Annotated in this window: 16 protein-coding genes and 1 CRISPR repeat array; of the genes, 6 read left to right on the top strand and 10 right to left on the bottom strand. The window is 35.0% G+C overall.

Annotated elements, in window-relative coordinates:
• Positions 1 to 96: 96 nt before the first annotated feature.
• On the top strand, positions 97 to 2,583 hold the full coding sequence (locus DFQ12_RS09985) for a hypothetical protein (protein ID WP_120258777.1): 2,487 nt from the start codon (positions 97 to 99) through the stop codon (positions 2,581 to 2,583).
• Between the two features lie 348 nt (positions 2,584 to 2,931).
• Positions 2,932 to 4,536, top strand: coding sequence for a LicD family protein (locus tag DFQ12_RS09980; protein ID WP_120258776.1), 1,605 nt, complete (start codon positions 2,932 to 2,934; stop codon positions 4,534 to 4,536).
• Between the two features lie 19 nt (positions 4,537 to 4,555).
• On the opposite strand, the gene DFQ12_RS09975 is transcribed toward DFQ12_RS09980, so the two are convergent.
• From DFQ12_RS09975 to DFQ12_RS09940, 8 genes are all read right to left on the bottom strand, one after another.
• Entirely contained in the window at positions 4,556 to 5,827 is a 1,272-nt protein-coding gene (locus tag DFQ12_RS09975) for an HlyD family secretion protein (protein ID WP_120258775.1), read from the bottom strand.
• Positions 5,828 to 5,849: 22 nt separating this feature from the next.
• Positions 5,850 to 8,042: a peptidase domain-containing ABC transporter gene (locus DFQ12_RS09970; RefSeq protein WP_120258774.1), complete on the bottom strand. Its 2,193-nt coding sequence runs from the start codon at positions 8,040 to 8,042 to the stop codon at positions 5,850 to 5,852.
• Positions 8,043 to 8,061: 19 nt separating this feature from the next.
• Positions 8,062 to 10,302: a glycosyltransferase gene (locus DFQ12_RS09965; RefSeq protein ID WP_120258773.1), complete on the bottom strand. Its 2,241-nt coding sequence runs from the start codon at positions 10,300 to 10,302 to the stop codon at positions 8,062 to 8,064.
• 47 nt (positions 10,303 to 10,349) lie between these two features.
• Positions 10,350 to 10,781, bottom strand: a complete 432-nt coding sequence (locus tag DFQ12_RS09960; RefSeq protein ID WP_120258772.1) for an adenylyltransferase/cytidyltransferase family protein — start codon at positions 10,779 to 10,781, stop codon at positions 10,350 to 10,352.
• Positions 10,782 to 10,851: 70 nt separating this feature from the next.
• Positions 10,852 to 11,850: a DUF6624 domain-containing protein gene (locus DFQ12_RS09955; RefSeq protein WP_147420379.1), complete on the bottom strand. Its 999-nt coding sequence runs from the start codon at positions 11,848 to 11,850 to the stop codon at positions 10,852 to 10,854.
• 14 nt (positions 11,851 to 11,864) lie between these two features.
• On the bottom strand, positions 11,865 to 12,896 hold the full coding sequence (gene gwsS / locus DFQ12_RS09950) for a grasp-with-spasm system SPASM domain peptide maturase (RefSeq protein ID WP_120258770.1): 1,032 nt from the start codon (positions 12,894 to 12,896) through the stop codon (positions 11,865 to 11,867).
• Positions 12,897 to 13,064: 168 nt separating this feature from the next.
• Positions 13,065 to 14,060: a grasp-with-spasm system ATP-grasp peptide maturase gene (gene gwsG / locus DFQ12_RS09945; RefSeq protein WP_120258769.1), complete on the bottom strand. Its 996-nt coding sequence runs from the start codon at positions 14,058 to 14,060 to the stop codon at positions 13,065 to 13,067.
• 60 nt (positions 14,061 to 14,120) lie between these two features.
• Complete coding sequence (locus DFQ12_RS09940) at positions 14,121 to 14,327, bottom strand: TIGR04149 family rSAM-modified RiPP (RefSeq protein WP_120258768.1); 207 nt, start codon at positions 14,325 to 14,327, stop codon at positions 14,121 to 14,123.
• Between the two features lie 679 nt (positions 14,328 to 15,006).
• On the opposite strand from DFQ12_RS09940, the gene DFQ12_RS09935 reads away from it, so the two are divergent.
• A complete protein-coding gene (locus DFQ12_RS09935) occupies positions 15,007 to 16,980 on the top strand; it encodes a hypothetical protein (RefSeq protein ID WP_147420378.1) in 1,974 nt (657 codons plus the stop codon).
• Between the two features lie 68 nt (positions 16,981 to 17,048).
• Here the strand turns inward: DFQ12_RS09935 and DFQ12_RS09930 are convergent, their stop codons facing one another.
• Positions 17,049 to 17,306, bottom strand: coding sequence for a hypothetical protein (locus DFQ12_RS09930; RefSeq protein WP_120258766.1), 258 nt, complete (start codon positions 17,304 to 17,306; stop codon positions 17,049 to 17,051).
• Between the two features lie 403 nt (positions 17,307 to 17,709).
• Here DFQ12_RS09930 and cas9 point away from each other — a divergent pair, with 403 nt between their 5' ends.
• From cas9 to cas2, 3 genes are read left to right on the top strand one after another with little or no spacing between them, the layout of a single operon-like run.
• The gene (gene cas9, locus DFQ12_RS09925; protein WP_120258765.1) at positions 17,710 to 22,104 is read left to right on the top strand and encodes a type II CRISPR RNA-guided endonuclease Cas9; all 4,395 of its coding nucleotides are present in this window, start codon (positions 17,710 to 17,712) and stop codon (positions 22,102 to 22,104) included.
• Entirely contained in the window at positions 22,101 to 23,003 is a 903-nt protein-coding gene (gene cas1 / locus DFQ12_RS09920) for a type II CRISPR-associated endonuclease Cas1 (RefSeq protein ID WP_120258764.1), read from the top strand. The genes cas9 and cas1 overlap by 4 nt, the downstream gene beginning before the upstream one ends.
• A gap of 7 nt (positions 23,004 to 23,010) precedes the next feature.
• Positions 23,011 to 23,343 (top strand): CRISPR-associated endonuclease Cas2, encoded by a 333-nt coding sequence (gene cas2, locus DFQ12_RS09915; RefSeq protein WP_120259302.1) that lies wholly within the window; start codon positions 23,011 to 23,013, stop codon positions 23,341 to 23,343.
• Between the two features lie 116 nt (positions 23,344 to 23,459).
• A CRISPR array of direct repeats spans positions 23,460 to 25,933; the repeat unit is 46 nt; unit sequence GCTGTTGTAAATATCGTTATATCAAAGAATGAAAGCAATTCCCAAC.
• Positions 25,934 to 26,160: 227 nt separating this feature from the next.
• Here cas2 and DFQ12_RS09910 read toward each other — a convergent pair.
• On the bottom strand, positions 26,161 to 26,607 hold the full coding sequence (locus DFQ12_RS09910) for a helix-turn-helix transcriptional regulator (RefSeq protein ID WP_147420377.1): 447 nt from the start codon (positions 26,605 to 26,607) through the stop codon (positions 26,161 to 26,163).
• Between the last annotated feature and the right edge of the window lie 185 nt (positions 26,608 to 26,792).

The following is a 26,792-nucleotide window of genomic DNA, read 5'->3' as shown; positions in this document are numbered from 1 at the left end:
GGTATCTCGCCACTACCGCTTACATACCCCTTCTTTTCCTCAAATAGCGGTACCAGCCCGCCTACTTTTGCTATACACTTTAAAAGAAAAGAAAATATGGCAAATCAGATTTTAATTAAAAACACGATGGTAGAGATGAGGAGCCTCTCCTCAGATGAAATTGCAGGACTACAAGGAACCACACCAATCTATTCAGGGGTAAAGCTACTCGGCTACTACAAACAAGGAGATACACCGGCACCAATCCTATATTATTACGCTGCTACCGAACCCGGAGGAGATGATGGCGGAAGCATAATTGCTGTCGGTGGTATCAAGCTTGTTCATCATTTTACTGATGGAGTCGATGTTTTATATTTCGGAGCCCATTGCGATGGCCTGACCAATGACTTAGATGCTTTTTACTTCTCAAGCGTCTATGCCGGAAAATATAAAAAGGAAGTCATACTCAGCCGTGATACATTGATCCAGGCGGCAGGGCCACGAGCTACAATGGGCGGATCTTCACTTAGAGCGATCAACGGTGCCAAACTGATCGTTGATGGTGACATTCAGATCAACACCACCAATGTGAAGCGATTGCATGTTACAGATCTTGAGATCGAACTTCGGAATAATTTTGGGAGCAATACCACAGCACACAACTGTCGTACCCTTTTCTATTCCTCAGGTACAAAGACAGATCGATACATCTATTACCGCAATATTATTTGCCGGGCAATAGTTCCCGAGGAGAATGGTAAATACCGAGCAAAAGGACTGATTGAGGAATCTGGAATAATGGGCGGCGAGATCAACAATATTATCACTTACAACATCCATGCAAGTATTACGACTGATCGGAATGTTGGCGGTAATCTGTCACTTTCCAAGGGCTTGCTTATCGCGGACTGCAAATTCTACAATGCTGCTTCCGGTGTGGTAAATAATACCTGGAATAGTTACATCCAGAATATCGAATTGATCAATACGCAGGAGCAAAGCGCAAATTTTGTTCAAAAAGAAGTGCCCACCATACCAGAGCCTTACGGAATGGACTGTGTCCTGAGTTCAGGGAGTTATACCACCTATAACAATATCCGGGCGATCAATCCTATTGAGCGATGTATCTATGTGCAGGCAAGTCATGTCTATGCCGAAAACCTCTACTCGGTCAATGGCGATGGATTTAAGTTTGTGGGCTATGACGAAAATAAGCTCGTTGAAAATATCAGAGTTAAAAATACCACCTGGGTCATCACTGATGAATACGCCGATCTACGAAAATTTATGTCGCATACACAGTTATATTACGTCAAAAACATCTGGATCGAAGACGTCAAAATTATCAATCAGTCATCCGCTTCAAAAGCCCTATTAAAAGAATTTGGCAGTATCCGTGGCTATGCCGAGAATGTGTATATCAAAAACGTGCAGCATGTCGGTACCCCTATGGCCGTAGGGTTTATGCGAATGGCATTGCCAGACGAGCCTGTAGCCGGATCTTGGGAAGTCTATAAAAATATCAATATTGAAAACTGTAGTTTTTCTATCTACCGAAATAAAGTCAACGGAACCATATTGCGCACCGGAAGTGAAACAGGGGAAGTAAAGAATAGTTGGACAGGCTACACAAAGGCTGATTACATCGCCAACGGAGTCAATATCATCAACTGTAATGTAGAGAATAGCCAGCGAAAGGATAAATCACCTTATTATTACCGAGGGATCAAAAATTTCCATGCAGCAGGTAATACGGCTATTTCAGTGCTTGAGCATGCCTCGGGTTTTATTGATCCAGCTTTAGCTGCCGAGCTAAATAAACAGTCTCAATCTGTTTCTATTCAGGATACTTTCCGAACAGATGATATCGGACTTGCACTTAATGCTGCTGATGGGTTTAGATTCAAGGATCTGTCAACGATAACATTTAATGAAAACAAGACGAATGCGCAATTGGTTGTCAGTAATCACAAAGACGGATTGGTCTCCCTTTGTTCCCTTAAATCTTGGTCACCAAGTAAAGCAGTAAATTCGGTACTCAATATCGGTACTCACAATGCAATTGTGACTTCAAAATCTGCCTATGGCCAGTATACTGGAGAGATTAAATCAGGCGTTTTGGCAAATAGGCTAGGGGATATTACACCGGCGGGATTTATCGCTTTCGATCCACAATCCAAAGAGCTTTCCATTAATTCCTTTAATGCAGACCGAATTATGGATGTCGAAGTTTTATTGACCGCCGATCAGAGCCCTTCGAAGGTTATTCCGTCCTTGACAATGTCCGCTATGATCAATGCGTCTGGAACGACTTCAGCTGCAACAGCGCTTTGGGGTGTCAGTAGCTATGTGGATCTGATGGGGGCGAAGAAGATCCTTTACAATGGCCGATTTGGTAATCAGGGCAGTAGAATTGCATTTTATAGCAATAATGGTGCTGCAGCCTTTCTATCAGCTTATCCGCAGACGGATATGGTTATCACCAATCAAGAAATAACTGTTCCCGATGGGGCTTTGTATGCAAGGATCAGCTGTTATGATCCGCTGTCCACTAATTTTTATCTGATCTTGAAAGATGAGAATGAGAGTATTCTTTTGTAGTTTATTTTTCGATGCTTGTAGAGCAGTATTTAAGATTAAGCCCGTCAGGTTCGACGGGTTTAATTCTGTATTTACTTAAAGTTAGTTGGACAAAATTTTCTACCCACGTTTTCTAGATCACCTAAACTTATGATATTTTACGGATTCTTGGATCGTTTACATAAATTTATCTTTCTGTTGAAATAAAGTTCACAATAAAAAAATAAATTTGGATTTGTACGTTGATATTTCATGTCAAACTGTTGCTGAACGATTAATTTATTTGTTCATACTGTCATTGGTAATGACATATCTTAGTTAAAAAATAATACCCTAGATTTTTATTGAAAATTTACTTTTAAAGCCAAAATGCCAAATCATATTTTAAATTGCTTGTTATCCGTTTCTAAACTTTTAGATGATCTAGGAATTATCTGGTTTTTAAATGGAGGTTGTTGTTTGGGATATGTGAGAAATGGTGAAATGATAAGCCATGATCTAGATATAGATATTTCAGTTTATGTCAATAAAAATGAAATACATGATATTATTGAGTTACTTCCAGTTTGTAAAGTAAGATATTTTAGAGGAAATATATGCGAAGCAACTTTATATTTAGATGATGGCCAGGTCGATATCTTTTTTCTATTTGAGTTTGGAAACTATATTGTTGAAAATATGAGTAACGAATTTGAGAATAAAGTTAAGCTCTTAGGTTACGAAAAAAGCATATTTATTGAAGGAATAAAAAGAGATACAATAAGTGGGATAGAGGTGAATGTTTTGAAAAGAAGTGTTGATTATTGTAAAGCTCTGTATGGTCCAAGCTATTTAACACCAAATAAAAGCTGGAATTCTTGGTTAGATCCCTTTAATTGTATCTATGAAGAACCAATAATAGATTTATCTCAGCTAAAAACTTCTAAAAATAGAGCGTATTCGGATCAAATTGAGAAAGAGCTTTCTTGGATTAATAATATTCTTTTGTTTGGTGCGAGCTCATTTAAAAATGAGGAAATAAGCTTGAATTCCTCAATATCAAGGGTGATTTTTTATTACGAGTATTCCGCAATTTTTAAATATAAACCTAATCATAATTTTGCTGATTATTGTATTGAACGTATTAGTTGTTCTTTGAGTAAGGATATCTCCTTGTCCATGAAATCCGGTCTTACAGGGATATCTTGGGGCTTGACAGAGTTAATCCAGCAAAAATATATAAATATTAGTGAAGATGACTTATTGTCAGAAGTTAACGCTCATATTAGTATGTTGGTGGATAATAATAAAAATGATATTAATATCTTAACAGATGTAGGAATCTATTTTAGTAAAAGAGGATTTTTGACATCAAATGACAAGAAGATTTTGATGTCAATACTAAGTTATATTGATTTTTTTATACAAAATTTCAAAAGTAATCACTTTTTGAGTTACGATCTCATACTTAAAATCGCTTTTGTAAGCAGTAGATTAAACATTATTCTCGATAAAGTTCCCTCTCTCGAGCTCCCTTCTTCGTTAAATTATCTTATAAAATTTTATAAGAACAATTCTCCCTCGAGTGTAGAAGACATTTTAGGGTTTCTTTCAATAGTTGTTTCACTAGGCTTAATTGAAGGATCAAAAAGCTTACGAAATTTTTTGATAGAAAACGATTGGATCATCAATTATGTTGCATATAATTTAGAACTAAAAACATCCAATAGTAACAATCTTAGAACTTTGCTTAGAATTATACATCTTTGTAATTGGATTATTCAAAATGTATTTTATCCTGCATTCGAAGTCTTAAAGAAGAAATGTATTAATTTGATAGTCCAAAAGGATATTAAAAGCGCTAACCCATTTATTGAGTACCGTGGATATCAAGTATTGACTTTGGATGACGGCATTATTGGTATAGGATTTATGATGTTAAACGAATACAAGCAAGAAAAAAATAAAGACTTACATTTTGCGCTACTTTTGTAAATAGTGTATTTTTATTTGGCTATCTTACCATATTGTGCATGACCGATCTTCCAAAACGTTGAAGAAGGCTTGAGTTGTCAGTAACGATATTTGCAGTTCCCGTCATCCCCGTTTTAAGTATAATTTTGGCATTTTTATTAGGTGAAAGTTTCACTTTTGAAAGATATATGCTATCTTGATAAGGAATGTCTGTTATCTTTTCTATTTCCCCTTCGACTGCGCCGTATTCCTCAAAAGGATAACTTGACATTTTTAGAAGAACCTTTTGCCCCATTTTAACTTTTCCCATGTTGTTCTGTTTGACATACATTTCGCAAAAATATTGACTATTGCCTGGGTCGATATAAAATAATGGTCTGTTTGCTTCGACATACTGTTTTTCTTGTATTATACTCGCAAATGATATTCGACCAGATTGGCTGGCTGTTATCGTGTGTTGTTTTTTCCATAGTTCAGCTTCACTGATCAAGCTATTAAGTGCCTGTAAAAAGGTTTTTCTTTCTGTAGTTATTTTATTGTCCAATTCAGATAACTCTTTTTGTTTAGTTACTGTGTTTGCATCATTGGAAAGTATCGTTTGCACAATTTGCTCAACAGGTTGTTGTTTTGACAGTAGTTTAGACTCCTGTTCTTGCATCTCCATTGGAGATATCACTTTCTTGTCAGCTAGTATTTGATATGAATTGTGTTGTTTCTTTGCGAGTTGATAATCTCTTTCATAAATTGTTTTTTGGTCGAATAACTTTTTTTGTTCTTTCTTTTGATAGTCCATTTCCTTTAACAAAAAAGCCCGTTGTTTTAAATAAACACCGCCTACAAATGCCGATTTATAGGAAAGGTAACTTTCGTAAAAAGTCTGATATGCATTTTGTAATTCACCCAAATCCAAGTCATCAGGTGCATTAAAATTAATAAATTGGTCGCTATTTTGACTTTTTCTTAAAAGCCTTAACTTTTCTAAGAGATCAAGAATTTGTTGGTGATTGGCAGAACTTTCAAGCCAAGCAATAACATCTCCTTCTTTTACCTCTTGTCTGTCTTCCACAAAAAGCCTAACAATAGATCCCGATATCTTAGGGACTAATGCTTTTGGTGCGTTTAATGTATTGATTTTAAAATTGGCTTGTATAATGTCCGGATACCTCAGAAAAGCTGATATTGCTATTATCGCCGATAGGATCAGAAATATTAGTGTAAGGCCCCAACGTAGTAACCATGAAGGTGGTTTAGCTACTATATCGTGCATATCTTCTGAATATATATGAGCTTCATTGCTATTTTTATTCATCATATTTTATTTTTAGACTATCTTATTAATTTCCTAATTCAAGTTGATTTTTTATTAACTGGTAGTATTCACCTCGTTGATCAATTAATTCATCATGTCGTCCTTGTTCTACGATTCTTCCTTTATCCATGACTATAATGTTGTCTGCCTGACTTACTGTACTCAATCTATGAGCGACAACAATAACCGTTCTTCCTATAAAAAACTTATTAAGATTGTCGATTATTATTCTTTCATTTTTTGCATCTAACGCATTGGTAGCTTCATCAAAAAATATAAATTTTGGATTTTTATATACAGCACGAGCAATTAAAAGACGTTGTTTTTGACCTTGACTTATTCCTTTTCCTGCTACTCCAATTTTGGTTTTCAAACCGAACGGTTGTTCTGCTATAAATTCTTCTAAATTTGCCATTTTGATCGCATGCTCTATTTTGTTAGTGTCAGGTCTTTCTTCGCCAACAGCTATATTATTTTCTATTGTGTCAGCAAATATGAAACCCTCCTGCATCACTATTCCACAGTTTTCACGCCAGGTCTTGTAAGATATTTGGTCTAATTTAGTCTTCCCAATAGAGATTTCACCTCTTTCAGGTGTATAGAATCTCATAATTAATTTTAAAATAGTTGTCTTACCACTTCCGCTCATCCCTACTATAGCGGTGGTCTTACCTTCTGGAATTAAAAGATTGATATCATAAAGTGCGGGTTCATTTCCTGCACCATAATATGTAAATGTAATGTCTTTTAAAATTATAGAACCATCTTTTGGCAGCTTTGTGATCCAATTTCGGTCGTCAGGTTCTTCGTCCTCTTGTTGATAAATTTCGTTAATTCGTTCTAGACTAATTTTGGCATCTTGATATTGTTGAATAAAAACTAGAAGTTGTTCAATAGGGCTGCTTATCATTCCTACAATATATTGTATTGCCAACATCCCGCCAAAAGTCAAGTTTCCTTCTATGACAGACTCGGCGCTTAAAAATGTTATAAAAATACCTTTTAACTGATTGATTGCTAATCCTCCAGCTTGTTGATACTGTGAAAGGGCTAGACTTTTAACCTTAAACTTAAAAAGGCGTGCCTGAATAGCTTCCCATATCCATCGTTTTTGTTTTTCACTATTAGTCAGCTTAATTTCCTGTATACTTTGTATAAGTTCGGTTGTCACTGTTTGGTTATCAGAAGATATGTTAAATCTCTTTTGATCGAGATCTCTACGTCTTTTCATAAAGAGCAAGATCCATCCAGTATAGATAATGGTTGAAATAAAAAATGTGAAAAATATAGCGGTGTTATAATATATTAATATGATGCTGAATACAGTAAGATTAATCAATGAAAATAATGTATTTAATGATGAACCTGTAAGAAATGTTTCAATTCGTTGTTGGTCATACATTCGTTGCATTATATCCCCATGGGTTTTCAATTCAAAGAAACTCATTGGTAGCTTCATGAGTTTTATAAGCATATCAGTTACAACAGCGATGTTTATTCTGGTGCTGATATGTAATAAAATCCAAGAACGAATAAAAGTAACTCCTGTCTGTCCGACAAAAAGCATTAATTGTGCAAATAGGATAAGATAAACAAACCCGATGTTTTTCGTATTAATTCCTGTATCTACAATGGACTGTGTTAAAAAAGGAGGTATTAGTTGTAAAAGTGTTCCTATGATAAGTCCAAAAAAAAGCTGGATAATCAACGATTTGTATTGACTAAAATATTGTAACAGCACATGCCATTGTAAGCCTTTATTTTTCTGTGAGTTGCCCTCAATATCATCTTCAAAAAAATCGGGACTAGGTTCTATTAAAAGGGAAATACCATTATTTAGTTCTTTAAAAGAGAACCAGTCTGAAATAAGCTCTTCATAACTTAATTCTCTTAGCCCAATAGCTGGATCAGCCAAGTAATAGATTTGCTTTTTTACTTTATACAGAATGACAAAGTGACTCTGTCGCCAATGCAGAATACAGGGTAATGTTATCTCTTCTAATTGAGTAACACTAAGACGGACTCCTTGTGTCCTAAATCCCAATTTTTCAGCAGCTTCACTTATTCCTAACAGGTTTACGCCAGCTCCATGAGTTTGTGATAGTTTCCTTATTGTATCAATATTAATATTTTTTCCATAGTATTTGCAAATCATACGTAAGCATGTTGCACCACAGTCCATGACATCAAATTGGCGGTAGTGAGGAAATTTAGGCATCTATAGAAATATTAATGTTTTATGCGAATGAATCAGTTTGATATACCTTTTGTAATGCATCAATCATGCTTTGACAGTGATATTTTTCGTTGAATGTTAAAAAAGCATTGCTCCCCAGACGGAGCGCTAAGCCTTTATTTTTAATAAGAGTTACTATTTTTTTGTACAGATCTTCCTCATCTACATTTAGATCTCCATTTTTATTTATATTTATTTTTGAATGAAGACAATTAAAACGATCAGTTAAGAGTTCATTTAATCCGATGGTATCAGTTGCGACTATTGGTAAGCTATAAGACATAGCTTCCAACACACTATATGGACAGCCTTCAAATAGAGAGGGGATGACGTACAAATCAGCAATTGAATAAAATCTCCTAATTATATCTTTATCAATGTGCCCTGTGAATATAACCTTGGATTCAATGTCTTTAGCTGATAAAACAAATGTTTTATCCTGTAAATCCCCTATTATAAAAAGATAGGTATTAGGATGGACATGTAGAATCTTTCTGAATGCTGATATTAGTTTATCAACTCCTTTTTGGTAACTAAGACGACCCGTGAAAATTATGACAGTGTCTTCTTTGGTGATATTATAATGCTGCCTGAGCATCGTATTATTTTCATGAATATTGTCCTCTAATTTAAGGCCATTCTCAATGACAGAAATTTTAGTTTTGGGTACATTATAGTACTTAACCAACGAATTGAACAAATACTGATTTACAACAACGATATGGTTAGAATTAAAATATAGATCTTCTTCCATATTAAAAATCGCTATTAAGTTTTCGTAATTATTGGATGAATAAATTTTCTTTTTTCTGTCTTTCCATATTTTATCAAGAGTGGTTAAATTGCCATTTAAATAGAGGTCCCTACTCGAGAAATGTATAACACTTATCAATCGAAATGTTAATTTTTGCCTCAAAACTTTAATATATTCATAGGCTGCCAGATAATTAATATGAAAAACCAAGTTTTCTAGTCTAGTAAGTCTATTTAATAAAAAGTGCGAAATAAATTGTATTGATTTTTGTTTATTTGCATTGGTATTCCCATCCGTTAGGAGATTTATAGGCAAATAGTAATGAAATGAACCGAATTTTGTTAGGGACATTTCGAATTCCTCAAAACTTGGTTTAATATAAATTAAGTGCAGATTAAACTGATTATGGGGGGCATTTTTTTCGATACTATCTATATAACTTCCGATTCCATAATTGAGTGCTTCAGTTTCAGGTAGAATCATTACGACATTGGGACGGTTAGAACCAATTTTATTGTCGGTCTCTTTTGTTTGAATTAGACATTTTGACGAAAGCAAATAATGACCGAGCCCTATCAATATTTCAATATTTTTATTTTTAATTGCTTGGTTTGCCTGATATTCGATTGTATTTGGATCTATTATGACATTATCAGTTGTTGATGGAAATTTTCCGTCAAACAAAATACTATGGGAGTAAAGATTAGCAAGGACGTTTAATTTAGTCCCCGGGCTGCAATTGTTAAACGCATTTTTTAAAGCAGTACATATGAAACTGAGTTTTTCTTTAGATATTTGTAGAATATCTCGTTGATACATCTTCTCCAATTGATTGAGTAAGATAAGTGAGTATGAGAGATATTCGTGACAATGAAGATTCCTTTCGATAATGTGTAAACTATTTATAGCATTGGTAAGGATGTCCTCATATTTGATATTCAGGCGATGAATATTTAAAAGACATTCGTTGATTTTAACTAGTATTTTCGCACTTTGATAGCATTCTCCCGAAATTGAGAATAAATCGATTTTGCCATTAATTTTTTCTTTAATAAGTTCACACGTGTCGTCCTGTTGAACAGATGTTTTAGCTTTAAATAAGAGATATAAAAGATTATCCACGAGAAACGAGTTCGATTGGGAGGGATGATCGAATATCATCTCGTCAATTTCTTCAAAAGATTCGTCTATATCGTCAAATTCTATATTTCCTCTCTCATTTAACGACAGCAATCCCACTCCGATGCCCGTAATTCCAGATTCAAAATCATATAGATTGTTTGTGCCTAAAGAAGAATAAGTTTCCTCGACTAATAGATCCGATAGATCATTCAGGTATTGATATTCTTTCATTTTTCCCGCTTCATACAAAAAGATTGCAATCCCTAGCTTTCCATTAAGACCATCTACATTCTCAAATGCCCCACATAGGGTTAGATAGTTGATGATTCTGTCCAGGGGCGAGTATTCGAAATTTATTTCTCCCATAATCTAAGTATCGTATCTATATCGTTGATCTTGTATAAGATTTTGATCTACTCCTGTCCATTTTTAAGTGATTCTCTTAAAATTGTTGTTGAGATACCTTTTGTATATGGGATTAATAGGAATTTATTGAGAGATTTAGCTGTGCCATAATAAAAATGTATCAGCTCCGGAGGCCAGTTTAATACATCATCACCATGGATAAGATAATCAAAAGGAGATATAAAATTGTTGTCAAAGATATCTGGCGCAGTGATAACATGGTCTACATAGCGGCATGATAAGAGCACTTCCTTCCGACATTCAAAATCCATAATAGGATATCTCTTTTTGTATGAAAAAATTTGTTCATCAGTATGCAATGCTATTGTTAAATGCACGTCATCTGGTTTAAAATAGTTTTTTACATTATGTAAAAAATTTACATGACCTCTGTGAAATAAATCTGCAGTCATGTCGGCTACTACTTTGTAAGTATTCATGATTATTTTTTTTAACTAAAATTAGTAGAATAGAGTCGTTAATAAATGAATTGATTTTTATCATTTTGACCTATTGTGCTTTGCTTGCGTCCAATAAGTCTTTTTTGTACCGCTTAATACTCCAGATTATATTAAATTTTTTTAGGTATTCGCTTATTGGAATGAGTCTGGCTTGTGCCCTTCGTTCATCCACATTTATTGGGTCAATCATAGGTAGCACGTAAAATTTGCCGTTCCCCAATTGTGCGATTTGACTTCCATAAATTTGTTCCTTTCCTTGTTGAAGGGCCACCCTGTCCTCGAAAATTGCAAAGCTTGCAGATGACATTTTTCCTTCTTTCATCGCATTTCTCATTATTGGCAGGTACTCAATTTGAGTGGCCAGATCGCTATGCTGTATGACCAAAAACAAGGTTTGATTACCCTGTTGTCCTACTTCGTTTTTTCCTAACCAACCAAATTCGCTGATAATTTTTTTTACTTTTTCTCTATTTATTGAATCTTTTTGATGCATGTAGAGATTAATCGACTGTATTTGAGGATCAGATTCTCCTTTTTGAGCAATAATCTTCTGCAATAAATTTCTGGGATTTTGGTCATCATGATAAATTGTATCCAAGATCGCCATTACCGGTTTATTAAGTTTTTTAAATTGCCATCTGACATCTTTATCCTGATTTATGAAATTTGATTTAATGCTGTCAACAATTTTTGGCCATCTAACATCTTTATTAAAAAGGTTAAATGCGGTGTCCTGAATAATTTCGTCAAATTCGGTAAACCCAGCTTGAGAAATTTTGGTCAGGTATAGAAAGGCCGAATCAGGTATTCCGGCTAGCGACCAACAGCGCGCTGCTTCATAACGATCACGAACTGTACCACGATTTCCATTCGCGGTAAATGCCGTGGAATAAAGATTGGCGGCACTTCTATATTCTTTTTCTAAATAAAATTTTTCAGCTAATCTTATATTCTTATTATAATCCGCTATATTCTGGGCCAAACTGATTGAGTAAAAGAGAGACATCAGAATGACCAAAATGGATGACAAAATCAAATTTATTTTCATATATTTTATTTTCATTAATCCCAGGTTTCTGTGTAAGGATTATAGCCACATTTGGCGGGTTTTGAGTAGAGGTTATTATTAGATGTATAGGCCCTGCAATCTGTACATATATACCTAAATTCGCAATCTTTACAAATTTCAATTTGGTCTTTATTAATTTTCCAATAGGAGGTAAATTGTGCTGAGTCTATCACACTTGACAGGGAGTCATTTTCTGTGTGTCCATACGTGATATTCAAGGAAGGACAATTCTTTATGTAACCATATTGGTCGATCGATATTTTTCTATTTAAACAGCTGTTATAATTCAATGATTCAGTAAATGATTCTATGTTTATCGTGAAGTATTCTTTTGAGATGACTCCACAATGGGATTCATCATTTATTTTCTGACTTGTTACAATTACTTTTGCATTGAATTCTTCTTTTACATCAAAATAATTTTCCCTGGGAGCCGAATGGAAAACGAGCATATTAATTCGAAGATTGGAAAGGACTAGCTGGTATAACTCGGTATTATTTAAGTTGAATATAAAAGGTAGGAACAGTTCAATTGAAATAATTGATGTTTTTTCCAATAATTTTAAAATATCAGCAACCTCAGTCAATTCAGTTGGTCGGAAAAATCGTATTTGGATAGCTTTACAACCCAAAGCTTCAATCTCTTTAAATAATTTGACGAAATTGTGTTGAAAATTTATACCGACATCGATAATTGCGTTAGTCAAAAGCGAGGGACTGTGCCAACTGAGATCCAAATCTGGAAATAAATCAAGTTCATGAGGATCACAAAAAAATATATATTCCCTACTATGCAAAAAATCAAAATATTCCAGCAGGACCTCTTCATTTTCATCACCATAGAATGATAAAATATCTTTAATAGGAGCATTTGATTGATCTAATAATATATCATATAAATCATTTGTAATAAAATCATAACTTCCCCTTTGAACGTCACAAATTAATGATCTTGATGCGCCTTTTACGGGGATGCAATTGGCGTAGGTTTTGAAATACTTATCTTTTATAGATTCGTCAAACATTTAGAGATTGGTTTAAAATGGGAAATGACATTATATTGCTTAGTTTTATATCGGGCAACACAAACGACCTTAATTGAGTGCATACCATTGTTTTCTCTATATTCCAAATTCCTAAAACCTACTGGTAAAGCGTTTATAAGCTCGGAATCAACATAATTTTTAAGTTTTTCAAGCTTGCTCATCTGTCTTATTTTTATTCAATAGAAATTCTGCTATAACTTTATCTAAGTGGTAATTACATGGGTAAGAAGTCATGCCAAATTGACCGATAGGATTAACTTCAAAAAATACATATTCCTGATTTGGAGTAACAGCCATGTCAATGGATCCAGTATTTAAATCCAATTTTTTCATTAACTTTATTAGTTTTTTCTCAATATGCTTTGGAAGTTTGAAAGGAACTGTTCTATTAGGTTTTATAAAATTATACTTTCTAAAATCTACACTTGTCTTTTTGTCATTTTGAGAAAAAATTGCCATTGTATAAAAACGGTTTTCAATAAAAAAGATCCGCAATTCATATTTTTTTTCGATCTTTTCTTGAAAGAGCGTCAGAGGAAATGATGCATCTAATTGATCCATATTTTCATCTGTTATTATAGATGTGTATAAACTAAGTATTCCGATATCTATTTTGTGTGCTGTAAAAGCCTCAGAGATTGATTTACATATTACCTGTCCGAATTTTAATCTGAAAGCTTGTAATTCTCGCTTTTGATTTGTGATCAAAGTCTTAGGTATTATAATATTAAGATTTTGAGCTTCTTCTAGTACAATCAATTTATTCAGGCTCGATTTAAATATATTGCCTAGATGACGCTTTGATTTTAACTGATATGCTATGAACTCTTTTAATTTTCGCTCCTCTAATGAAAGATGTTGAGTAAGTTCTGCGAAGAATGGAAAATCATTCGAAAAAACCTGATTATAAGATTGAATTGAAAAATTCCCTCTTCTATGCCAAAAAGATTCTATTTTATCTAGATTAATCTGTTCATTTCCATATGCAAAAGACATTTTATTGCCTTTGGATACTTCTATTTTATTGAGACAGATTTTCTCCGTATTGGTCAGCAAGAGGGCTTCTCCTTTGTAAAAATGAATCCAATCTATTACGTTGAAAGTAGATTGGTCACCGTCAGTGGATACAATTGCAATTGACATTTTTCTTCTTATATTTAAAGATTGTGTAGCGCCTTTGCTGGCGCTACACTACACCGAAATTTAAGCGTAATCCATCTGATAATCGTTAGTTGTTTCATCATCAGTATAATGATCTTGCTTATTCTCTTTACCATCGACAAACGTGATACCTACGATCGTGGTTGAGGAGGTTGTTGAATAAGGACGAGGATCCGTAAATCCACCAGTTACCTGTTTCATCTCGGATTTTGTTAGTTCGGTGAAACTAAGTTTTCTTAATTTTTTCATATAAAGACTATTTTTAGTTTCGCTAAAAATAGTTTACATATATTAAATAGTTGTATTGGTAATGTTATGTTTCTGTTAAGTCAAAATATTTTTATGATTTGAAATATTTTTTTAGATAATTTTATAAATACTGATATTGAGTATGCGCTTTTAGATTGTTTTATTAAAGCAGGTAATATTATTAATAGCAATATTACGTCGAATAATGTCGATCATGCACAACGGTATTCAGATACCGGAACCAATCCGCCTTATAATTCCGGGTCGCAGTTGATGAATATATAGATTTTGATTTAGAACAGCATAAATTCGAGCTAATTGAAATCCGAATCATTACAGCTAAGGTCTCCTATGGTCTTTTTGATGGAATAAATGAGATCCAATATGAACCATCCTTATCATAACACTTTCCAATTTATTCTAGCAGCTTCTCCGAAAAGCGATGGAATTCCTGACAACTCCACCGTTGGTTAATGAGCTGAAAACCCAGTTTAATTTAAAACTGGCATCTGATCGGGTTAGTGGGCGATCGGCCTATTTTCGTTGTTTTACACATGAGTGCTTTCATGATGACCGACTTTTCGGTATCTCGCCACTACCGCTTAGATACCCCTTCTTTTCCTCAAATAGCGGTACCAGCCCGCCTACTTTTGCTATACACTTTAAAAGAAAAGAAAATATGGCAAATCAATTTTTAATTAAGAACATCATGCAAGAGATGAAAGATCTCTCTGCAAATGAGGTTGCATGGTTGCAAGGAACATATCCAGTCTATTCGGGAGTTAAGCTACTGGGCTATTACAAAGAAGGAGATACCCCAGAGCCGATTATGTATTACCTCTCTTCAACTGATCCTGGACCAGAGGATGGCGGCAGCGTAATTGCAACTGGAGGAATTAAATTGATCCATAATTTCGTCGGTAACGTGAATGTGCTATATTTTGGCGCTAAAGGTGTCGAAACAGGCGGACAGCCACCACATCCCGATGATTATCCTTATTTACAAAATGCGTTAAACTATTGTGCAGGCAAGGGGAAATGCATCAGTCTTCCGGGGCGGAAATTCTATACTTCAAAAATACTCAGTGTACCCTATAATAGCCTAGGAGGGGACATTGTTAGCGAACAAGGGAATAATTCCTCTGTTAAATCCTGTATCGAATTGATGGCAAGCTCTACGGACCTATATACCATAAGAAACTACTCACAGGGAACGACATTTAAAGATGTGGCCATTAGGGGGCGATCGGTTAACATCGCAAGTTCTGTGGCCGTACTGTTCAAAAGAGTCGATGAGTACCCAAACTCTGGCGATCCATGGAAAGATGATCTGGAAAATAACATTGATGCGGTGATCGAAGGCTGTGACTTTGGTAATGCCGAGACCCATCTGGAATTTTGGGGACGTCAGGTCACCGTTAAGCACAATACTTTTAGCGGTGGTCATAATGGTGTGGTATTTAAACAGTTCAATACGTTGGGGAAATATGGTGGCAGCGCCAGAGGGTATCGGATATGGAACAATTTCTTCCATTCATTTGATAGTGGCAATGCCAATCGGGAAAATTTTGCATTGATCAATAATAAGACGACAGATGGCTATGGATTTGATATCGTTGGTAACTTTAGCGACAGTTTTAACACATTCTTTATGGGTAATCTCGTCAATAGTCTTGTGACCGGTAATCTTGACTATACACTTTTAGGTTATTTTATTAAAGCAGGTAATATTATTAATAGCAATATTACGTCGATTAATGTCGATCATGCACAACGTTATTCAGATACCGGAACCAATCCGCCTTACAATTCCAAAGGTGCTGTTCATGCCGACAGGATAGATAAAACAATCATTAGTAACAACAATTTCACGACCAGTTCAGGGGCTTCCATCTTGTCAGAGGGAGTAACAAATTCCAAGATCCAGGGCAATAACTTTAATCGGTGGGGAGTAGCGACTGTGGCACCAGTTGCCTGTATTGTATTAGACTCAAGTGCGAATACCGGATCTAAAAGTTATGGCAATGAAATCGATGTAAATACGTTTTATAACTCACTGAAAGTTGGCGGGTATTTATTGGAATCAGGGACCTTCGATACCAATAATTTCTGGGGGAATGGCAATCGTATCCGATTGGAATCACAGGCGACGTTGACAGCTTTGTTCAATACCCCTAATTTTAAGTTGTCCCAATCTGTAAGTTTTAGGCGCAATTTAATCGCTGGGGAAAATATTGGCGATGCAAATCAAGATACTTTCAGCATTCCTGGTTTATATAATATTACAAATGATACCATAGCCGCAAGTATTAATGGTCTTCCAATTGGTGCAGCAGTTGCCGGTACATTGAAAGTTGAGGTTGCTAATCTTTATGCGACACGTTATTATATGCCGTTTAGGTCATCAGGTAACGAGAATATTTATATTCAGAAAATCTCCAATAATATTGCGGGTGAATGGTTAACGGTCATAACATCAAAAAATGAAGCGCAGGTCGATGCTGTTGGTGTAGTGAAACAGTCTGGAGCTATAGCCGATGTTACTTCGCCGAATGCGACGGACTTACCCACGGCTTTGACTTTGGCCAATGAATTAAAAAAACAGTTTAATTTAAAACTGGCATCTGATCGGAGTAGTGGGCAACAGGCTTAGAATAAAAGAAATAGAGGCCGCCCCTAAGTCAGTTATGAAGTGGCCTCTATTGCTCTTACTTCGAATCCTCAGGTTTGTGCTTGCGTGGTTTTCTGATCAAATCGATATTCCCATTTTCCTGTTGTATGCTTTATTGTCTTTGTGATATTGGACTTATCGGTGTAGGTGATTTCACAACTGGTACATTCCACTTCGTAGCCGAATTCATCGATAGGTTCTTCTGCTACTGGTTCTTGCTTTTTGCTGCAACTATTGAGTGATAAGAGTGCGACAAATAATAATAGATACTTTGTTAAACGTTGCGTTTTAAATGAACGACTAAACATAACGAATTAGATTTTTAATAATATTGGGGCAAATCTAATCGCAAATTATCAGCTTATTTTACGGATTCCCTTACCTTAATTTCAATAAATCATGATAGGACTCTCCCGATATTAATGGTCCCGTTGAATAAAAAGAAGAATCTTTTAAGGATAAAAATCTGGCTAAAATTATTATTTTAGTCTATGCAGCCATAAAAATAATCAGAGAAGGAAACAGTAGTGCTGATGGAAAATAAAAATGCCCCGTAGATAGACGAGGCGCTAAATGTTTTCACAACGGAATAATCCTTATTGTGAATTGCTTTCAAATCAAAGATAAAAAATAAAATGATTTTTATAATTACGGGATACCGTAAAAAACAAAAAATATAAGTTTTAATTTCAACTGATAAAACAAAAAATTATGAGTAAGACTATTCTCGGGCTTGATCTAGGTACCAACTCAATAGGCTGGGCTTTAATAAAACTAGATTTTGAAAAGAAAGTAGGTGAGATACTTGGTATGGGGACTCGTATAATTCCAATGTCGCAAGACATCCTAGGGGAATTTGGAAAAGGGAATTCAATATCTCAGACAGCAGAACGTACAGGATATCGTGGTGTTAGGCGGCTCCGTGAACGTTTTCTATTACGAAGAGAAAGATTGCATCGTGTGTTAAACTTGTTAGGATTCTTACCTCCACATTATGCCTCTCAGATAGACTTTACAACAAAGCTGGGGCAATTTATCAATCATTCCGAACCCCAGATCAGCTACAACAGTGGTTTTGTTTTTGCAGAATCCTATGATGAAATGCTTAACGATTTCAGGGATAGTTTTCCAGAATTTTTAAAAGATAAAAATGGTCAAGAACGCTCGTTACCTCATGCTTGGACATTATATTATCTACGAAAGAAAGCAATTCGCTATAAAATTTCAAAAGAAGAACTAGCATGGATCTTACTGAATTTTAATCAAAAAAGAGGTTATTACCAATTACGTGGCGAAGAGGAGGAAGATAACCCAAATAAGTTGGTCGAATTTCATTCGCTGCGAGTTGTTGATGTCATAGCCGATCTTCAAAAAAATAATAAAGGCGAAGTTTGGTATTCTCTCGTTCTTGAAAATGGCTGGGTATACAGAAGATCGAGCAAAAGCCCATTAGACGAATGGAAAGATAAAGTCAAAGACTTTATTGTCACTAGGGATATTAACGATGATGGGTCAGAGAAATTGGATCGCGATGGGGAAGTTAAAAGAAGTTTTAGAGCGCCCGGACCTGATGACTGGACCTTACTTAAGAAAAAAACGGAATCAGAGATAGATAAATCGCAATGTACTGTAGGTGAATTTATTTATGATAATCTATTGCGTGATCCGAAACAAAAGATAAAGGGGAAATTGGTACGTACTATAGAACGTAAATTTTATAAGACCGAACTAATACAAATATTAAACAAACAGGCCGAATTTCATTCTGAATTTAATGATCAAGATATATTGGTGGACTGTGTTAGGGAATTGTATAAACATAATGAACAACATCGGAAAGAATTAAGTAGTAAAGATTTAGCAAACCTATTGGTAAATGATATTATCTTTTATCAAAGGCCACTCCGTAGTCAAAAGTCGGGTATCGGAAGATGTAGTTTAGAGTATAAAGTATATAAAGCAAAGGATAAGTATGGTGAATTGCTGAAAGATGCAGACGATAATTTCATTGAAAAGAGAGCCTATATTCAAGTTATAGCAAAATCCAATCCTTATTATCAGGAATTTAGGTTACTGCAATGGATCGGTAATCTCGAATTTTACCTGAAAGACAATGACGAGCAGGTTACAGCTCTTTTAATTCCAGATATAGAAACCCGTCAGCAACTGTTTGATTACTTGGTTGAAAGAAAGGATATTAAACAGGAAATACTAATTAAATTTCTATTAGGCAAGAAGGGCTTGAAGGGAAGAGAGTTGACTAATGAAAGTGCTAAGTTCCGGTGGAATTATGTAGAAGATAAAACATATCCATGTTACGAAACCAGAGCACTTGTTAATAGTCGTTTGGATAAAGTGACGAATGTGCCTATCGATTTTCTAACCGCTGAAAAAGAGTACGCTCTATGGCATATCTTATATTCTGTAAATGATAAGATCGAATTTGAGAAAGCTTTAACTTCATTTGCTGAAAAGAACCAATTAAATAGACAAGAATTCGTTGAAGCATTCAAGAAATTTCCACCTATAAAAAGTGATTATGGGAGTTTTTCAGAGCGCGCAATAAAAAAAATATTGCCTTTAATGCGATTTGGTTCGTATTGGAATTGGGATACGATTGATCATGATACAAAAATTAGAATAGCCAAAGTAATAACTGGAGAATATGATGATACGATAAAAGAGCGTGTCAGAGAAAAGGCTCAACATCTGGTTGTTGAAAAGGATTTTCAGATGTTACCATTGTGGCTGGCTCAATATATAGTATATGACCGTCATGCTGAAGTAAAGGACTTGACTAAATGGACTTCAGTTGATGATCTTGCACAATTTCTAAATGATTTTAAACAACATTCACTTCGTAATCCAATAGTCGAACAAATTGTCACAGAGACTCTTCGTGTCGTAAAAGACATTTGGAATAAATATGGTACAGGGCGTCAGGACTATTTTTCCGAAATTCATATCGAGTTAGGACGCGAGATGAAAAATCCTGCGGATGAGAGGAAGCGGATGACCAATATTGTTACAGAAAATGAAAATACAAATTCACGCATCAAATCGCTATTAGCGGAACTGGCATCAGACCATGGAGTGGAGAATGTGCGCCCATATTCTCCTATGCAACAGGAAATCTTGAAAATTTATGAGGAAGGAGCGCTAAATTCAGGGGTAGACGTTGATGACGATATCTTAAAGATAAGTAAAACTGCGCAACCGTCCAACTCAGATCTCAAGCGCTATAAGTTGTGGTTAGAGCAAAAATATTGCTCCCCGTATACAGGTCAGCCGATTCCGCTTAATAAACTGTTCACTCCCGATTATGAAATTGAACACATTATACCACAGAGTTTATATTTCGATGATAGTATGAGCAATAAAGTAATATGTGAAGCAGCTGTCAATAAATTAAAGGACAATAGGATAGGCCTTTCATTTATCAAAACACATCATGGTCAGGTAGTTGATTGCGGATTTGGACGGCGCGTTAAAATCTTTGAAGTTGAAGACTACGAAAAGTTTATCCAGACTTGTTACTCAAAAAATAGGGGGAAAAGAAACAAGCTTTTGTTAGAAGACATCCCCGAAAAAATGATTGAGCGTCAATTGAATGATACACGTTATATCAGCAAGTATGTCACAGGCCTTTTATCTAATATCGTTCGTGATAATAGTATTACGGGGAATGATGATGGTATCAATTCTAAAAATGTATTGCCAGGGAATGGTAAGGTGACTTCAATACTTAAACAGGACTGGGGCTTGAATGACGTTTGGAATGATCTGATTTTACCTCGATTTGAGCGAATGAACGCTATAACAAATTCTACTTCATTTACTACATGGAATGACAATCATCAAAAATTTCTGCCTACAGTTCCTATCGAGCTTTCCAAAGGATTTTCAAAAAAGCGTATCGACCACCGACACCACGCAATGGACGCGCTTGTAATAGCCTGTGCTACTAGAGATCATATTAATTTACTGAATAACGAATCAGCGAGAAGTACCACAAAGCGCCATGATCTGAGCCGAAAATTACGTCACTATGAGAAAGTTGTCTATACTGATCCTAAGACTGGGCAACGGATATCACGAGAAGTGCCAAAAGATTTTATTAAGCCTTGGGATAAGTTTACCGTAGAAGCGCATGTAAGGTTGCTAAGTATTATTATAAGTTTTAAACAAAATAATCGGGTTATTAATAAGGCAACAAATTACTATGAAAGTTATTATGATGAGGATGGCAACTTACGTTTGGATAAAAATGGAAAGCCAGTTAAAGGCATAAATGCTCAAAAAGGTATTAATTGGGCTATTCGGAAATCGCTGCATAAAGAAACGGTGTCCGGAAAAGTCAATCTGCCGAGAGTAAAATTGGCGAAGGGAAAGATTCTGACAGCGACAAGGAAGACTTTGGATCCTTCTTTCGATGCGAAGTCTATTTTATTAATAACGGATACAGGAATTCAGAAGATTCTTATTAATTATTTAAATGCTAAAAATAATAAGCCTGAAATTGCTTTTTCGCCTGAGGGAATTGAAGAGATGAACCAAAATATTTCTCTTTACAATGACGGAAAGAATCATCAACCGATTAAGAAAGTAAGAGTTTTTGAGCAAGGTAGTAAGTTTGCTCTTGGAGAGATTGGAGTTAAATCCACCAAATATGTGGAAGCAGCCAAGGGCACAAACCTATTTTTTGGTATATATGTGGATGACAATGGTAAGCGTAGTTATGATACTATTCCTTTAAATATTGTAATTGAGCGGCAGAAACAAGGTTTGACCTCCGTACCCGAAACTAATGAAAAAGGGCATAGGCTTTTATTTTCTTTGTCTCCTAATGATTCGGTCACTATTTATACTAGTGAAAATGTACGTAGTGAAAATATCTGTTCAGCTGAACAGATTTATAAATTAGTGAGTTTTAGTGGCGCCCAAGCCTTTTTTATTAAACAAACGGTTTCAGCTTCGATCGTAAATAAAGGTGAGTTTTCAACTCTAAATAAAATGGAACGTTCAATAGAAGGATTGATGATCAAAGATGTATGTGAAAAAGCCTGTTTAGATCGGTTAGGAAATATTTTGAAAATAGAACGATGATTAAACGTACTTTGATATTTTCAAATCCAGCTTATATTTCACATAAGGATAGGCAGCTGACAATTACTTTTCCCAATAGAGAAAGGGAAGGAGTGACGATTCCAATTGAGGACATTGGAGTGATGGTTTTAGAGAATCATCAGATTACTATTTCTCATGGATGCATAGCTGCGTTATTGGAGAATAACGTAGCTATCATATCCTGTGACCAATCACATATGCCGACAGGGTTAATCTTACCATTGGATGGTGGGAGTACACAAACGGAGCGTTTTCGTTATCAGATTGAAGCATCGATGCCTTTGAAAAAACAATTGTGGATGCAAACCATTCAACAAAAGATTTATAATCAGGCCAGAGTGTTGGAAGAAATAGGTGTGGACGTTGATAATATGAAAAGATGGTCTAGATCTGTAAGATCAGGCGACCCTGATAATTTTGAGGGTAGGGCAGCAGTTTATTATTGGGCGAATATTTTTTATGGATTTACTGAGTTTAATCGTGGTCGGAGCGGTCAGCCACCTAATAATCTATTGAATTATGGTTACGCTATTTTAAGGGCAATAGTTGCCAGGGCACTGGTTTCTTCTGGATTATTGCCCACACTCGGTATTTTCCATCGAAATAAATATAATGCATATTGTTTAGCAGATGACATTATGGAGCCCTATAGACCCTATGTTGATCAGGTTGTTTATAATATAGTAATAGATCGAGGAGTTGAGGAAATTGAAGAACTAACTACGGATATAAAAAAAGAACTATTACAGATACCTGTATTAGATGTGAAATTTGAAGATAATACCAGTCCCTTATTGGTTGGTGTTTCGCGCACAACCGCTTCATTGGCGCGTTGTTTTGAGGGAGTAAGTCGAAAGATTGTATACCCTGAAATTTAAAATATCGTTGGATCGTTTAAATCAATATCGAATTTTGTGGATTCTTGTTTTTTTTGATTTACCTACGGAGACCAAAAAAGACCGTAAAGAACATGCTCGATTTCGCAAGCAAATTATGCAGAATGGCTTTACTATGTTTCAATTTTCGATATACATTCGGCATTGTAATAGTCGAGAGAATGCTGATGTTCACTTAAAACGGGTAAGGAAGCTTCTCCCTGAAAAAGGAAAAATTGGTATTTTGACAATAACTGATAAGCAATTTGGTGAAATTGAACTTTTCTCTGGGCTGGAGATTGCAATGCGACCTGATACCCCTCAACAGTTGGAATTATTTTGAAAATTAGAAATATCAAAAATGATGAAATAAAAAAATCCAGAAGTACATTTCTGGATTTTTTTATTTTCTAATAATTGATTTAACGACTTGATTATTAGTTTTTTGAATGATGGTACGCTGTTGTAAATATCGTTATATCAAAGAATGAAAGCAATTCCCAACCGGTATGGAAAGAGTATATACAAAAGCAACGCTGTTGTAAATATCGTTATATCAAAGAATGAAAGCAATTCCCAACGACAGTGATAGTACTGTTAGAAGAAAAGTAGCTGTTGTAAATATCGTTATATCAAAGAATGAAAGCAATTCCCAACACATACCAGTTCTTTATCTTCGGTCTTGTGCTGTTGTAAATATCGTTATATCAAAGAATGAAAGCAATTCCCAACTCCTGAATCTGTTTAGATAAGTCTATCGTCGCTGTTGTAAATATCGTTATATCAAAGAATGAAAGCAATTCCCAACAGTGATACAGTCAACGGTGATGACGCTGTTGCTGTTGTAAATATCGTTATATCAAAGAATGAAAGCAATTCCCAACGTTGTATGGCAAGACCAAAGAAGAAGATTGGCTGTTGTAAATATCGTTATATCAAAGAATGAAAGCAATTCCCAACGATGAAGTACCATGGCATGAACTACGAGAAGCTGTTGTAAATATCGTTATATCAAAGAATGAAAGCAATTCCCAACGGGTAAACAAGTAAGGCTAAGTGTAGATGGGCTGTTGTAAATATCGTTATATCAAAGAATGAAAGCAATTCCCAACGGTATGAAAACAGCACAAAAAACACTAAGAGCTGTTGTAAATATCGTTATATCAAAGAATGAAAGCAATTCCCAACACTCCCAATGAAAGAGGAATCAACAATTGAGCTGTTGTAAATATCGTTATATCAAAGAATGAAAGCAATTCCCAACAACGGAGGTAAGTCGTTATAATCGGAAGTTGCTGTTGTAAATATCGTTATATCAAAGAATGAAAGCAATTCCCAACAATTACAAATATTTTTGAAAAATAATTTAGCTGTTGTAAATATCGTTATATCAAAGAATGAAAGCAATTCCCAACGGACTGGATTCTCTACAGTCACTAAAAAAAGCTGTTGTAAATATCGTTATATCAAAGAATGAAAGCAATTCCCAACGCTATCTCACAATAGCCGCCTGTCTTCTCAGCTGTTGTAAATATCGTTATATCAAAGAATGAAAGCAATTCCCAACAAGTGAACCCCGACCGCCCCAATTACTGAGCTGTTGTAAATATCGTTATATCAAAGAATGAAAGCAATTCCCAACAGTTAAGTATGATGATGTATTTGGATATAAGCTGTTGTAAATATCGTTATATCAAAGAATGAAAGCAATTCCCAACACATAACATAAAACACTTAAATATCAACTAGCTGTTGTAAATATCGTTATATCAAAGAATGAAAGCAATTCCCAACTGGCGATCCACTTTGGCATCTTATTGAAGTGCTGTTGTAAATATCGTTATATCAAAGAATGAAAGCAATTCCCAACAATTGACACCACAGGAACATATTTAGCAGGGCTGTTGTAAATATCGTTATATCAAAGAATGAAAGCAATTCCCAACATAGGTTGTTGTGTTGTAAAGCGTGGTAAGGCTGTTGTAAATATCGTTATATCAAAGAATGAAAGCAATTCCCAACTATATAGTGTTTCCGTTGAAGCCGAAAAAGCTGTTGTAAATATCGTTATATCAAAGAATGAAAGCAATTCCCAACTCTATCATCAAAATAGCCGATACGCCATTGGCTGTTGTAAATATCGTTATATCAAAGAATGAAAGCAATTCCCAACCAGTCTTGGCTTACAGTGTACACGGGGTGTGCTGTTGTAAATATCGTTATATCAAAGAATGAAAGCAATTCCCAACATTTAATCCCATGGTAATTTTTTCTTTTCGGCTGTTGTAAATATCGTTATATCAAAGAATGAAAGCAATTCCCAACGAAAATACGCGATAAGCGTGTTGTAAATTGGCTGTTGTAAATATCGTTATATCAAAGAATGAAAGCAATTCCCAACGATATGATGATGTGGCTGTTTCTGGTAGATGCTGTTGTAAATATCGTTATATCAAAGAATGAAAGCAATTCCCAACATATGAAGCTACTGCTCAAGATAAAATAGAGCTGTTGTAAATATCGTTATATCAAAGAATGAAAGCAATTCCCAACAAGGACATGTTTGCAATACATTTTTTTGCTGCTGTTGTAAATATCGTTATATCAAAGAATGAAAGCAATTCCCAACAGGCACTTTAAATTAAGTGCCTTTGTTTTAGCTGTTGTAAATATCGTTATATCAAAGAATGAAAGCAATTCCCAACTACGCGCGTTGCTAAGATGGCCGCGTCTGGGCTGTTGTAAATATCGTTATATCAAAGAATGAAAGCAATTCCCAACTAAAACTGTTAACGGTTTTTCAAAGATGTCGCTGTTGTAAATATCGTTATATCAAAGAATGAAAGCAATTCCCAACATTGCTATAAGACGCTTAAATCAAGAGAATGCTGTTGTAAATATCGTTATATCAAAGAATGAAAGCAATTTCCAACCTATTCCTCTAGTGTGATCTCTCCCCAAATTTAAGACTATTCTGCTTTCGATAAAGATTTGAGGTGTCAAATATCCTAAACAGCTGTAGAGGCGAAGGTATTGTATTCCTCCCTCCGAGAGTTTGTGGTAAGTTTTCGTTAGGACTGTATGTTATTTAATATCAGTAAATCGGTATATCAGTAACGTGGCGTATGCATCCATAAAGTGAATAAACTTTCCGTATATCTTAATTTTCTTTCAACCTCTTCACCTCTTCCGCTAAATCAGCAACCACTTTTGTCAAATCCAAAATCGCCTGAGTTTTAACAGAGTCGTCTTGAACGAGTTTTTCCAAGAGCGAAGTTAATTTCGAAGTTTCATTGAATATTGGTTGGTGATTTTGATGCGCGATGGCATGATCTTTAAAATCATGATTATGTTGGATGTTATATATTGCATTATCATCATTAAAATTTTTGATGAATTCAACAGTAACACCTAAAGCTACAGCTAACTCTTCAAGAGTGGGTTCTTCAATAACGATTTGACTTTCAATTTCTGATATTTTCTGTTGAGAAAAATTGCTTGGACACATTTTACCCAATGCCTCTTGCTTAATTCCTTGCATCCTACGAAGCTTTGCTATGACTTCACCTTGTTTAATTTTTCTTTCATCTTGAAATACAACACTCATAATTAACTTGATTAAATAAGTCCGTAACATACGGGTAAGTTACCCGTTTGTTACCAAAATCTAATTTGGTACCTTTGACCTAAAGGTACGATTATTTGTCGATAAAATCAGTCTTAAGAACATTTAAAGCCACTTTTAAAGCAAATAATTTGTCTTTGGTATATTAAAACAATACATTTGCACCA

The organism is Sphingobacterium detergens (genome assembly GCF_003610355.1).
Taxonomy (GTDB): domain Bacteria; phylum Bacteroidota; class Bacteroidia; order Sphingobacteriales; family Sphingobacteriaceae; genus Sphingobacterium; species Sphingobacterium detergens.
Note: the sequence above shows the minus strand (reverse complement) of the source record. Positions and strands in the feature narration are given on the sequence as shown.